The following is a 14,210-nucleotide window of genomic DNA, read 5'->3' as shown; positions in this document are numbered from 1 at the left end:
GTCTCTTCTTGAGCCACTGACTCTGTCACTGTGGAAATAAAATCCTGCGTATCGGCTTCTACTTCCGCCCTTTTAATCATGGAAAACAGGTAGTTGATATTCTCTTTAACGGAGTTGGTTTTAGAGATAATGCTTTCATCCAGCGCTCTTCTCTCGTTGTCCCGAGCATTGACTTGCTCTGAGAGCAATAGCTCAACTTCTTGTCCTAAGAGCGTGATTCGTTGTGCAAGCGAAACGAGTGTTCTTTTTAATTCCATCGTGTCATCGCTTTCATGAGTTGAGGCGATTGCGGAAATCACACATTGCATCTCATAACCCTTTAATTCCTCATAGCTTGCTGTAAAGGCTTTCAGTTTTGAGCTCATGTCAATTAATGCGCAAATGTATTGGTCATGGCATTGCTGTGAGGCAAATAAATCAATTTTCCTATCCGAAGGAAAACTGTACTGGATTAAGGTTTCATTAATTCCCTCAAGGAAGCTTAATAATTGTTTTGCCGTTTCTGCGGTTTGTTCTCCGACATAGCGTTTATGTCTTGCTTGCCTTATTGCCTCAAGTTGTACTTGCACATTGTCTATCGTCTTTCCATTGGAACTCATAAGTCACCTGCTTTTAAAAAGTTAAGCTTGCTTTCAATGGGGATTGAAGGCACCTAAGTAAGGAATAAGCAAGACGACGCCCTTCAATTCTTTTAATAGGGGCAATTGGCTGTTGGGGATATTCGTGAATCAGTTTTAAAACTTAGGGAACTTATAGAGAGGAAAAATGTCCTAAGGCTCGATGGAAACTGATTAACTTAAAAAATATCTAATTCAACAATAGCTTGCTTATTGATTCAGAATTTTCTTAAGTTACCAGCCCTCCACTATCTCGGTCTTCTGTGCGACACAAGATAAATTATTTATTAGATTGATGGTATTTTACACACTGTAATTTTAAAAGCAAGGAAAGTCATGCCTAATGAACTGGAATTTTCTTAACGTATTTGAAATATCTCTTGATGATTATGAAATAATAGGGTATTTTTTGCCTAGTTTGTAATAGGGAGGCAAAAACGATGCTGATTAAGCTCATTCTTGGTGTTCGCAAATTTAATCAGGAAAAGTTTAAAGACATGCAGGGTATTTTTGAGATGTTAAGTCGAGGACAATATCCGGATATTTTATTTATTACTTGTGCAGACTCACGAATTGTACCCAGTTTATTCACCGATACAGCGCCAGGTGAAATGTTTGTTATACGTAATGTGGGCAATATTATTCCACCTCATGAAACAACTGCCATCTCAAGTGAGGCTGGTGCAATTGAATACGCAGTCAACGCTCTTAAGGTAAAAAATATTATTCTTTGTGGGCATTCTGATTGTGGCGCAATGAAAGGATTAATCACACCAGACCTAAAAAAGCAATTGCCTACAGTCGCATCATGGCTCACTCATTCCTCTGCGGTATTAGAGAAATTAGCAGAAAAAAAAGAGATAAAAGTAGAAGAGGTTATTAAGCAGAATATCCTTGTTCAGATTGAGCATTTGAAAACTTATCCTATTGTTGCAGAAAAAATTGCTTCGGGTGATTTAGCCATACACGGATGGTTTTACAAATTTGAGACCGGTGAAATTTTTGTTTATCAAGAAACTCAACGTGATTTTATTCCTATGGAACAAGCTCTGAATGTGGCTATTGAAGGGAGACGGGATCAGATTGTTAAGCAGGTTGCTAATGAATACCTTTCACAATTTACTCAACCAAAAAGCCTCGAGGAATTCCGTAAGTCAGTACGGTTATTTTCGTCTCTGAAATTTGATTTGACTCCCGTATGGAAAGAGTTAAGGGCATCAGTTTCAAAGAAACTTTGGGCGGAAGTGGGAGAGCTTTATGCAAATCCCGATGCTAAAGAATTTCAAGATTTAGTTGATTCAGGAAAAAAAATAAAGCTAAGTGATTTAAAAGATTTTCAAAAAGAACTTAAAAGTTCTCTGGAGCATCCTCACTCTCATAATCACTATATTTTATTCTCACCAACATCAGTGGTTGACTCTGCAGGAGCGAATTTAAATCGTCTTAAGTGTAATCTGTAGTCTTGGAATGTCCAACTGACCTCTTTCATCTCAACCGTCAGGCAGCTTTTGAAAAGTTGCTTGACCCCTTTTTATAAGTCCCTAGCTCAAGGATTTCATCTTTGATGAATCAAGCACGACTATTTTTGTAAACGAAACGAAAATAATCATAAAAAAAAGCCTAATGAAATAAATTCTGCTGCAAATCAGGATAAAATCCTGTACAATATGTGACAATTTTTTATTCATTATTATCCATTAACTTTATAAGAGTGCTATGACTGACTTAAACCTTTACAGAAACATTGGTATCTTCGCTCACGTCGATGCCGGAAAAACCACCACTACTGAGCGTATTCTTAAGCTTACAGGTAGAATCCATAAAATGGGTGAAGTTCATGAAGGTGCATCAACAACCGATTTCATGGAGCAGGAAGCAGAGCGCGGTATTACCATCCAGTCAGCAGCAGTAAGTTGTTTCTGGAAAGGCACGCGTTTCAACATCATCGATACCCCAGGCCACGTAGACTTTACGGTAGAGGTGTATCGTTCACTGAAGGTTCTCGATGGCGGCATTGGTGTATTCTGTGGTTCTGGTGGCGTTGAACCGCAATCAGAAACAAACTGGCGCTATGCAAACAATTCAAAAGTATCTCGTTTGATCTTCGTAAACAAACTTGATCGTGTCGGCGCGAATTTCTTGAAAGTCACCGAGCAAATCAAAAAAGTATTGGGCGCAAATCCATTAATTATGACTTTGCCTATTGGCTTTGAAGACAGTTTTGTCGGTGTGGTCGATTTATTAACCCGCAAAGCCTATGTTTGGGACGAAACGGGCCAGCCAGAAAATTACAATATTACGGATGTACCCGCCGATATGGTTGACGATGTTGAAATGTATCGTGCCCAATTGATTGAAACGGCCCTTGAAATGGACGATGATTTGCTGATGGCTTACTTAGAGGGCGAAGAGCCTTCAATAGAAGACATTAAGCGTTGTATTCGTAAAGGTACCCTTGAATTGGCCTTCTTCCCGACTTATTGCGGTTCAGCCTTTAAAAATAAAGGGATGCAGCTCTTATTGGATGCCGTGGTTGACTATTTGCCTGCTCCTCATGAAGTGAACCCTCAACCTTTGACCAATGCTGAAGGTGAGCCAAACGGTCAATTCGCGATCGTTTCTCCTGATGAGCCATTCCGCGCCTTGGCATTTAAAATCATGGATGATCGTTTTGGCGCTCTAACCTTTATACGTATCTATTCAGGTAAACTAAATAAAGGGGATACTATCCTTAACTCCTTTACGGGTAAAACGGAACGAGTCGGCCGTATGGTTGAGATGCAGGCCAATGAGCGTAATGAATTGCAAAGTGCTGAAGCAGGCGACATTATAGCTATCATCGGCATGAAAAACGTTCGAACCGGACACACGCTTTGTGATCCTAATCACGAGTGTACACTGGAAGCGATGGTTTTCCCTGAGCCAGTGATCTCTATTGCCGTTACGCCAAAAGACAAGGGTGCCACGGAAAAAATGAGCATTGCTATTGGTAAGATGGTTGCGGAAGATCCTACGTTTAGGGTAGAAACGGATGAAGATTCAGGTGAAACCATTCTTCGCGGTATGGGTGAGTTACATCTTGATATTAAAGTGGATATTCTGAAACGTACATATGACGTGGAATTAATAGTAGGTCAACCACAGGTTGCTTATCGCGAAACCATAACCAAGTCAATTCAAGATAGCTACACCCATAAGAAACAATCAGGTGGTGCTGGGCAATACGGGAAAATTGATTACACTATTTCTCCCGGAGAACCCAACAGTGGCTTCACTTTCATTTCCTCTGTTGTGGGTGGAAATGTGCCTAAAGAATTCTTTCCGGCAATTGAGAAAGGGTTCCGCTCAATGATGGGCACAGGTACTTTAGCAGGTTTCCCGGTATTGGATGTTGTTGTTAATCTTACTGACGGTGCTTACCATCCTGTGGATTCCTCAGCAATTGCGTTTGAAATTGCTGCAAAAGGGGCTTTTCGACAATCCATACCCAAAGCCGGCCCTCAATTGCTTGAACCCATTATGAAAGTCGACGTTTACAGTACCGAAGATGATGTGGGGAATGTGATTGGTGACTTAAACCGCCGTCGCGGCATGATCTTGGGGCAAGAACCCAGTGCAGCTGGTGTTCGCATTAAGGCTGACGTTCCTCTTTCAGAAATGTTTGGTTACATCAGTACGCTGCGCACGCTTACCTCAGGTCGGGGACAATTCTCAATGGAATTCTCTCACTATGCTCCTTGTCCAAGCAGTGTCTCTGAAGCTGTAATTGCCAAAGAAAAAGAAAAGAAAGCAGCGGCAGCTAAGTAAAAATAAGGTGTCAATTAAAAGCTCTGTCAGTTGACCTGACGGGGCTTTTAAAAGCCTAAAATCAATTCAAGAGATTGAGGTGCTCAAGAGGACAGGTTCTGTGGAATAAAGCCAGAAGAATCATCCACTTAAACAACCAAGGATACTCTCGGCATTTGTTCCACAGAAACCTTTGTTACTCCTATACTGAAATTATAGTCCTAGGAATATTGTATTCCTTCCGGTTACTGGTGGAGCATAACGCCCGCTAGTATATTGCTGCCAGGTTACAGCTGGTTGGATAACCGCTCCACAGGGAACCATACTCCAGCCCGTTCCTGAGAATGATGCTGGTACTGCCCATGCTCCACATGTCGAGGTTGTACATACCGCCGCTTGGCTTGGTCCTACTGCTAACATAGTAGCAGCAACCACTAACCCGGCTACTGTTGATTTAATCTTCATATAAATCTCCTTATTTCATGATGCATTATTGTGATGCATAATCCATCCATCTAATTATAGCGTAGAAAAAAAATTTTTTTTGGGATTAAAAATTACTTATTTGATGGGCCAAATTTAGAGTTTATTTTTTATCTAACTTATTTATTTTTATAATAAAAATGAAGGTATAATGCATTGTTCCTGAGGAATTTTTTAATGAAATAAATGAATTTTATCGTTAATTTATCTGTAAAATTAGCCTCTCCTTTTCCTTAACTATTTATACACGCCAAAGATGAGGGTATAGGATTGTAAATTTGATTATCTATGCAAAAGGGATACTATTTTATCGAATAAAAAAAGACTTGCTTTATTAAGGAAAAAATATGAATACTAAATTATGCTCTTTTAGCGCAATCCTGTCTTTATCCGGAGGAGTCGTTTTTGCAACTGTTCCGGTTGATCTCATGTACAATAGTAAACCCATTGATGCATTGTGTTTTTTTGATAGAGAAAATGATTCAAAAAGGATTAGTTTAAAAAATTGCGGTTTTACGAAAGAAAAGTATGTCGTGAAAGGACAAAATAATCATCTCATTGCGAAAGGCTACATTGGCTACAACTGGCAAAATTCAGATGCGCAAAATGCAGCAGAGGGCTACAGTTATTATAAAATTTTTAAGGCTGGGAAAGGTCAGTATTGGCTTTACACAATTAATAGTGGGGGAGGTAGTGGAGAATTTTCTACAATCTATTTAGTGAAGAGAAAAAATCCAGATACTCTTGAAATTCAAGATATAGCAGGTGGAGATCGTTGTAATGGCGGTGTACAAGCCGTTTCGGAGATAAATAATAAGCTTCATTTTAGCGTGAATCTCACCGCTTATGATTTGATTGCCCTCTCAAAAACTCCTTTTCCCCATTTAAAAGCTTACGAGGACTTGGCTGCTTGCGCTGTTTGTTGTGTTGCAAAGGCTTTTTATCAAGTGACTTTAGGTACTCAACCCCAGCTAAAATATGTCAATTTTCAGAACTTAAAAGAGAGCTCAGAGATGCCCGAGCAAGGGGCTTATCAGGCTTGTTTTAATCAATTATTCACTTCTTATGCCACTGCAGGAACGTCTCAATTCAAGCAAATCCAGTTGGATGAGTTTGCAGATAAATTTAATGAGACCTGTATAAAAAAATAAGAGTGCTTTTCGTCTGGAGTATCACTTATTTCAATCTCTTTTCTTGCCTTCACGTGCAAGCTATTTAAAGTAGGTTGGTAGACCCAACTTACGACCTTTTGAGATTTCCTTATTACTCTACAAAACCAAGCTCTACTAAAATGCATGGGCCTTGAGCAATGATGTTGACATGGTGTTCAATACAATTTTTGATAGCAGCTTCACTGTCCGCTCCCGGTTGCATCCAAATGTTTTTTATTCCTTTCTTTATAGCTTGCTCTACAATTTTTTCGGTGACAGAGGGTGGGGTAACGATAGAGATACTTTTTACAGTCTTTGGCAAATCATTGATGTTATTCTTGCAGATTAAACCTTCAATAAATCCTGCCCTAGGGTTGACAGGGTAAACGGTTTTATAATGTTGCAAATAACAACGCAGTACTTTATTACCAAATTTTTTTCTGTCTGTTGATGCACCAATAACTGCATAAGCGCTTGAACTAAAGAACTGTTCGATTTGATCCGACATAACTTAACATCCAAGCTGAACGAGTAGAAACATCCTATTAATTTCAGCAATTTTACTTCCCCATTTAAAGTTTAGCTTGTTTTTTTTATCTCGCTTTCAAAAATCATATTGCCAAATTTTTTGTCAATATTAAAAAATAAATCGCATCGAATTAACCGAAATCGAACAGGTTGATCAAGCTTATTGCTAAAAATGGAAGAAAATTGATTAGATAACTTCTTGATAATTCACAGCGAATTTGTAACAATCATTAGGATCAAAATTTGATCATTCAATGGATTATACTATGAATAGGGAGATCATGGATTAAAAAACATAATGAAGTGGTTAAGGCAAGAAGTACTACACTCTGAGAGCTATCAGTTACTGCTAGACAATTCGCTACGCTCGATCCCTTTTAATGTCTTGATTGCGGGATTGCTCTCTTTTGATTTATTTTTTCAGAAAGTTCCAAGGTCTCTTATTTTATTGTGGTTTCTAAGCATCGTCTTAGTGAGTACGCTAAGGTGGATCTACAGCAAGCACGTGCTCAATAGGGAGGATTACCGCAGCAATAACGGTGTATCAGTGCTTATTTTTTTAGTACTCACATTACTTATGGGACTTACTTGGGGCGCAAGTTACGCTCTTTTTCTTCCTTATATCTCGGTTATTCACGAGACAATAATTATCCTGATTTTTGGAGGTATGTCAGCCGGTGCAGCTGCGTCTCTGGCCCCTTACTTACCTGCTTATTATGCTTATTTGCTACCCATGTTTATACCTGTAATTTTGTATAATTACGCTGTATTGAATTTGGACAGAGCAATTTTAGCAACCATGTTTTTATTGTTTGTCATCATGGTTGCTACTGCAGCTAAACTCAATAATAAGTTGATTAATAAAGTTTTCCAGTTAAGTGGCCAAAAAGATTCATTAATCAAGCAGTTATCTTTTTCTAATAAAAAATTAGAAGTTTCTAATGAAGAAATACGAATTCTATCAATTACTGATCCTTTAACTGGTTTGTACAATAGACGTTACTTTGATAATTGTTTACAACGTGAAATCCAAAGGGCAAAACGGAACAAATATCCTCTAAGTCTTATTCTCATCGATATCGATAATTTTAAATTTATTAATGATACTTATGGCCATCCTTACGGTGATGAATACCTCATTTTAATCGCCACAGTATTAAAAAAAATGATACGACGGACAAACGATATATTAGTCCGCTTAGGAGGGGATGAATTCGCTGCAATTTTAGCGAACATGGATATGGACGAAATAAGAGATTTTTGTGAAAAAATACGCTTAGAGTTTTCAAAAGTTAATCCACATAAAAATATAACATTAAGTATTGGCATCATTTGTATAAAACCAAGTAATAAAGATGAAACAAAAAGGATATTAGCCTTATTAGATAAGTTACTTTATCAGGCGAAAGAGCGAGGAAAGAACAATACTATTTCGCAAACTATTTAACAGGAATTGATGTGTTGTTCATCTCATTCAGCACGAAATAAGGTAGAGCAACTATACTTTTAGAGTTAATGATTAAGTTTATCTTAAGAATTAATAGATAAAATTAAAGATAATGAAAAAAGCTGGATTGGAGCTTTCTGGATGGCCTATTGCAAAAAATTTATTGATGGGATTAATCTCATCAATTTCTCAGATAATTCTGCGGAATTAATTCGAAACACTGTACTTTCCTATGCTTACAATGAATTATTGAAAGAGTTAGAGAAAATCCAAGCGGATTTGAAAGCTTTGCCCGATTCAATGTCGGATAATTCAGAGGCCAATGAACTCCTGTCTAATTATAAGAAAGCACAAGAAGCTAAATGCGAATTAATCGCTGGTCAAATTGTTTCTATCCAAGAATTAGTGAGGGTTGAAAGCCTTAGTAAAGAGAAAAAAATAGCGCTTGAAGATGAAGAATTTATTAAGACTTTTGCTAGTAAGTTTCGTAATATTCGTCATCTAGCAGACACCTTATCCGATGCGCCCTTTGAAATTAAAGCATTGCAAACTCGTTTGTATACCGAGGTACTGTTTAAATTAGATCAAGCGGAACAAGAATCGCAACTGCAAACTTTATTTTCTTCTAACATTTTGGATATGATTAAGGAAGCAGTCCTATTTTACAATACAGCGAAGGACGAACAATTACGCGACCAATGCCATAAGTTAGTTCAAATGGGTGTTTATGAGTTGGTCAGGAGTAAAGCTAAGAAAGTCGCTCTATCCTCAGGCCATGAACCCAATTACCCAGAATACCAAAAATTTCTTTCCGCATTAAACGAACTGTTGCCTGATGTTGGCGCCTCATCCATTCTTGATAATCTAAGTGATTATCGCAGTACAGAAGGAAAATCCATTGCTAATTTATTGGCTGAAGTGGAAGAAAAGCTCAATATATCGGACTCAACCGATTGGGACAAAGATGAAAAAATGGATGTTTTGGTCGAGAAAAAATTTCTCTTTAATCGAATGCGATTTGGTCAAGAAGATCGGCGAGAATATGCGCTAAAAATTCAGAAAAATGCGGCAAGAGATTTATTTTGGGCAAGGGGACAAATCAGGGATGTGGAGATTTTTACTGAAAGTAAGGTCGTGAACAATCTCTTCTCCGGATTAGCAGAAAGACGTTATCTTCAACGCGATAGGCAATTTAAACTTTTAAGCGGTGCCCCGTTTTATAAAAGGGTAGAATACTCACGAGCGAAAGCACCTAGGGAAGAGACAGCGGAAAAGACGCAAGTCAAACAGAAATTAGAGGTTACATTAGCAACTGCCATTCATCGACGCGTCGAGTTCGAGCGCAATCTCTATTTGATGTCAGCGTTACCTGATAATCTCATGGACTATCGAAATAGCTACCTGTTTATCAAAAAGAGCGAAGGTCAGAAGAGAAGGAGCGATACCCGTGAGCTGTATTACATTAATAATAATGGAGAACGTGAAGCAGTAAAGGTTAATGATTTCACGCGATTTGAACAAAGAATTAATCATCTCAACCCACTAAAAAAGAAAGAAATATCCCTTAGCTTAACTCAAATTAAAGACGTCATTACCACAAACGGAGGCCATATTCCCGCACCGTTATTTCCGACTGGAAATCGACATAATCCTATTAAAGAAAGGAATGATATTGAAGCAGCCATCGATTTAATAAAAAATTGTTTAGAGGATGAGTTCGATAGACCAATTGTTGAGATTACTGAATCTGGAAAATTACGCGTCCATCTTTTTGCATTAACCGCAGATTCACAAGCAATAGCAGGAGCACTTCTCGATCACATCGTAGAGAAAAAAGGCTTTGGTTCCGGGGCCTACACCATGCTTATTGGCTCGGATGCCATCAGTGAAAAAATGGCTTGTCATACCTTTACTGGAAACACGCTCGAGGAGATTGGTAAGCAAATTATTTCCCTGCATATCCCAGAAGATCAGAGGAAAAAATACCTTGAGGACTTAAATAAAGTTAAAGAAAAAGTAGCACAAAAAGAAGTCACTGCAATTAGTAACATCAGGGTAAGCGACAAAAAATTAAATAACAGTGAACAATTACTCTTATCTAAATTATTAGAATTACAATTTTGTTATCCCTACCTCAAAGCAAAGATAGAATTTCCTGAAAAAATAAGGCAAGCCTTCGATAACATCACTGACGGAAAATACGGCATCGCTCTAAAAATTGTAGGGCTCGAAAACGAAGTCGATCACGTGTTTGACCAATTAACTACGCTTGATGAAAAAGCATTACCAGTGCCCGTTAAACCGATTGTTGAAAAAGCCAAATTACTTGCCTCCTCTTCACAAGAGCGAAAAGAAAAATTGATGCGTTTAGAAGCGGCGTTTGCTTCGGATGAAAAAACAGCGGTCAAGGTAGAAAAAATTACCGAAATATTCTATCAAGAGTACCTGGAAATGGCCGGGACACTGAAGCTGACCGAAGCCGATTACGAGCGTCTACACAATGATATTCAGCTAATGGCTGAAGAAATGGTTTGTCTAAGTGAACGGACAAAACAAGGACTACCTGCTTTAAAAGAGGAAGAGCAAGCCGCTTATTTTTCAGCAATTAAGGAAATTGCCAGAGAAATTAGGCCATGGACCATGGCGGAGGTGCATTTCAAAATACCACACTCCGATACCTCTCCACTCACGGTGAAAATTAGTCACCGTTCTGGCGAAGAGAAAGAGGTGATTCTCCATTTAAAGAATGTGAAGCTTCCTTATTCGTTGATTAAACCGCCGGGAAAAGAAGAATTTGTCTTTTCTTACGGGGGAAGTCGAGGAGTCATTGCTCCTTTTGAAGGTTTAGACACTGCTTATGTTGGAGAAGGAAAGAAAAAACACCGGCTCTTCACTCACTCCAGATTGCTGGGTGTTGGACAATACAGCTCGGTGAAAGAGGTTGAAGATTTATTGACAGGTCTTAATAAGGCATTGAAAAAAGGGTATATTCCTTCCGAAAAACCCACCTTTACCAAGACCAGCCGCCTTGATCCTCGGACAAGAGGTCTTTCCTCTCGAAATGATTCCCATTTTGGGATCGAGTTTGATGTTTTACAGAATTTATTAAAAGCAACGAAAGCAGATTCCTCTGAAGCAACGGAAAGAGCGAGGCTTTGGACTGTTGATGATAAGCTCAGACCAGAAGGCCGCCTCTATCGAGCGACGCATAAGCCTGTTCAATACCGTATTCTAACAACACGAGCAAAAGGTGAAACGTTTGCCGACACGGCGAATAAAAAATTAAATCAATACGCTAAAAATAGTATGGCTTATCATGATCCTACACGGCGATATACAAAAGAGGTTCAGGATCCAAGAGATCTAATGATCTTCGCACAAGAAGAGAATGCGCATGATTTAAGAGAGATGATTGCATTATCGCAAGCGGTTGTGGCCGAATCAGCACGATTAGCTCATTTGAAATTTTCGCATAATGACATTAAGCCAGAAAATTTTCTTTATAAACAAAATGAAGATGGAAGTTACCAAGTTCAATACATTGATTGGGCAACAGGGGGGTTTGTTCGGCAATACCAAGGACAAGAAACGTCTGTGGAAAGCTTATTTGCTGAAATTTTCGGCGCTGGTCTTAAATTTACGTCTGACGATAACCAGTGTGTGGATGCCTCCGGACGTTTCGTCATTAAAGATGAAAAAGGCAATATCACGTTTGGCGTTAACCCAGTACTCGAAATCCTTCATGGCGAACGCAATGGTACGCTCCCTTATATCAGCCCAAAAGTTTTAGGCCCTGAAAGGACACTGCGCTCTGTTGGTGGCAGTAAACCGGTGCCAGCGCTTAATACTAAATTAGTAGCTAATGACCCTTCTTTGGATGATTGGGCTCTGACCGCGATGACGTTTGGTATTTGTAATCGCCAAGCCTATTTTGCGTTAGTCAAAGGGCGAGCAGTTTCTGATTACATTGTTCCTGGAATTTTAGAAGCAGACGGACAAGAACCATTAGGTCTGGCCGTAGTGAATAATAAAAATTTTAATCAGTTTTTTGCCTGCGGCGATGATTTAGCCACTGATGAAAACATGAGAAGTGGCGAATTCTATTCTAAACCCGATGCGGTTATGTACATTCCCTCTAACCAAAGAGAGGGAGAACCGATGCATCTGTATCGTCGACTCTTGCAATTAAAAAAGGATCTCGAGGCACAGGTTAAATCCGCTGAAAGCCCTGAGGTGCAAATTATCGAAGAGGTAGGACGGGTACTAACCACCGTGCATACAGCAGTAGCGAGTGGCGAAGGGCTAACCAAGGAACAATTAACAGAACAACTCCATTTAGCACAGCGGTGCTTGCAAAATTACGAAAAACTACACGATATCACTTATCAACAATCTAAACAAAAATTAGAGATTTTACAATCCATTCTCAAAGAAGATGAGCAGGGAAAAACTTTTTCAGTTTATGATCTGTTACAACAGACAGCGGGACACAGTTTATTAAGTGTATTGTGCACCTACCCAAGCACAATGTCACAAAAAAAACAAGCGGCAGAGATTTTAGATAAAGCATTTGACGAGCATGATTTTAAAGATAATTTTCTCGCAAAACACGTACCTGGACGTACTCTATTAAAAGAATGTATTGCACAAGGACAAGAAGAAATTCTTTTAACTTTATTGAGTAAAGTGACTCAAAAAAATCCTGCATTCATTGAGCTTGTAAAACAAGAGGCATTACTGCATTACGCTGCAGAACAGGGAATGACCTCAGTGTTCAATGCTCTCATTGAAGCAGTACAAAACGCAGGAGCAACTCCCGAAGAGGCATTTGGATTGTTATTAGATGAATATGGGCCTGGCCGTATTGAGGGTGTTCCTCATATTAAATGGGCTACGAATTGCTTTCATATTGCCATACGTAACAACAATGCAGGCCAGCTTGCGGCTATTTTACACATCCTGCCACCAGGTAATAAAAATGACAAGGTGATTCATCAAGCACTTCATCTGTGTGCTATATGGGGAAATAAAGTATTCTTTAATGAAATACTTAGAAAATACAATGAATTAAATCCAAGCTTACCCTTATCCGCTAAAGAAATAATAGGGATGGCTTTTCCGCCGGATGATCTGTCTCCCTATCACTTATTTCTACAGAACGAATCGACTTCTGATATTATTGCGTGGGATACCTTAAAAGAAGAGCCTGAACTCAGTAAAAAATTCCTCATTCCAGAGCAACCTGTTAGTCCAAATCCAGCGGCTATCGCTGCGGCAAATGGCAATTTTTCAGCCGTTTCACGATTGATCCAATTAGGGAAGGAAATAAATTTATCCGATTCCGAGTGGGTCCAGTTTTTTACCCAAAATGACGACAATGGAAAAAATCTATTAAATTACATTATAGAAGAACGCCAGTTTGATTACCTGAACGAATTTATTGTAACCCTTAAAGAAATAATCCCGCAGGAAAGTGCAACGGTCTTAGTTCGTTTATTGAGTAATCCTCATCCAGTTAATCCGTTAAGAAATTTTTTAGATTCGCAAACTAATCCTACACAGCAATTTGCAGTAACAGAGTCATTATTGGATGCAATTTGTAGCGACTATAAAAAGGCCACTGAGGAACAACAGCGTGCACGCATCGTTGCTCTCTTAATGAATCAAGAATGGTTGATTAAACAGGCTGAAAACCCCTTCAATCCTTCACTACGTCGACTATTGCACAATAAGGCATTGTCGTCTGAAGCGAAACAATTCCTTTTTGAAAAATTAAAAGAGGCCGCCCAACCCGAATCGAGAGCAAAAGAGTTTTATACCCAATTATACTCTGAAGTTTTTGCGCAAGAGGAAGAACAAACTAAAACAACGCGTCTTGATCTTTCGCAGGTGATGACAGAGTTGACTCGGCAGACAAGTGATGTAAGTGGGTTGATTAAAGCATTAATTGGTAGTCATACAAAATATAAGGGACAGATCAAGCATTACGAAGAGCAGTTAGCATTATTAGATGAACAATCAAAAAAATTACGTGCTGAACTGGATTCAGCACGGGAAAGCCATGAGCAGGTGCAGCAGGAATTACAACGCCGGATAGAAGATACGCAAAAGGCATTGGATACCGAGAAAGAGGATAAGTCTGGGCTGCAAAAGACGCTTGAGCAATTGCGCGAAGAATCAAGGGTTGCTAAAGAGCAA

The 14,210-nt window shown here is 39.0% G+C and carries 7 protein-coding genes and 1 pseudogene; 5 read left to right on the top strand and 3 right to left on the bottom strand.

Going from position 1 to position 14,210, the window contains the following annotated elements:
- The coding region (locus B5D33_RS16095; protein ID WP_139364757.1) for a hypothetical protein at nt 1-599 on the bottom strand (599 nt) is incomplete at its 3' end.
- 458 nt (nt 600-1,057) lie between these two features.
- On the opposite strand from B5D33_RS16095, the gene B5D33_RS16090 reads away from it, so the two are divergent.
- Both B5D33_RS16090 and fusA read left to right on the top strand, forming a co-directional pair.
- Nucleotides 1,058-2,077 (top strand): carbonic anhydrase, encoded by a 1,020-nt coding sequence (locus B5D33_RS16090; RefSeq protein ID WP_058451696.1) that lies wholly within the window; start codon nt 1,058-1,060, stop codon nt 2,075-2,077.
- Nucleotides 2,078-2,333: 256 nt separating this feature from the next.
- Entirely contained in the window at nt 2,334-4,424 is a 2,091-nt protein-coding gene (gene fusA, locus B5D33_RS16085; protein WP_058451697.1) for an elongation factor G, read from the top strand.
- Nucleotides 4,425-4,616: 192 nt separating this feature from the next.
- Here fusA and B5D33_RS16080 read toward each other — a convergent pair whose 3' ends face one another.
- Entirely contained in the window at nt 4,617-4,868 is a 252-nt protein-coding gene (locus tag B5D33_RS16080) for a hypothetical protein (RefSeq protein WP_058451698.1), read from the bottom strand.
- Nucleotides 4,869-5,233: 365 nt separating this feature from the next.
- Here B5D33_RS16080 and B5D33_RS16075 point away from each other — a divergent pair, with 365 nt between their 5' ends.
- Nucleotides 5,234-6,037 carry a hypothetical protein gene (locus tag B5D33_RS16075; RefSeq protein WP_058451699.1) on the top strand — a complete coding sequence of 268 codons (804 nt, stop codon included), beginning with the start codon at nt 5,234-5,236 and terminating at the stop codon, nt 6,035-6,037.
- Nucleotides 6,038-6,149: 112 nt separating this feature from the next.
- On the opposite strand, the gene B5D33_RS16070 is transcribed toward B5D33_RS16075, so the two are convergent.
- The gene (locus tag B5D33_RS16070; RefSeq protein WP_058451700.1) at nt 6,150-6,545 is read right to left on the bottom strand and encodes a CoA-binding protein; all 396 of its coding nucleotides are present in this window, start codon (nt 6,543-6,545) and stop codon (nt 6,150-6,152) included.
- 567 nt (nt 6,546-7,112) lie between these two features.
- On the opposite strand from B5D33_RS16070, the gene B5D33_RS16065 reads away from it, so the two are divergent.
- Both B5D33_RS16065 and B5D33_RS16060 read left to right on the top strand, forming a co-directional pair.
- Nucleotides 7,113-8,012 (top strand): GGDEF domain-containing protein, encoded by a 900-nt coding sequence (locus B5D33_RS16065; RefSeq protein WP_234802535.1) that lies wholly within the window; start codon nt 7,113-7,115, stop codon nt 8,010-8,012.
- Nucleotides 8,013-8,153: 141 nt separating this feature from the next.
- A pseudogene (locus B5D33_RS16060) lies at nt 8,154-14,210 on the top strand (hypothetical protein); the annotation flags it as partial.

The sequence above is a fragment of the Legionella maceachernii genome, assembly GCF_900167045.1.
GTDB classification, from domain to species: domain Bacteria; phylum Pseudomonadota; class Gammaproteobacteria; order Legionellales; family Legionellaceae; genus Tatlockia; species Tatlockia maceachernii.
Note: the sequence above shows the minus strand (reverse complement) of the source record. Positions and strands in the feature narration are given on the sequence as shown.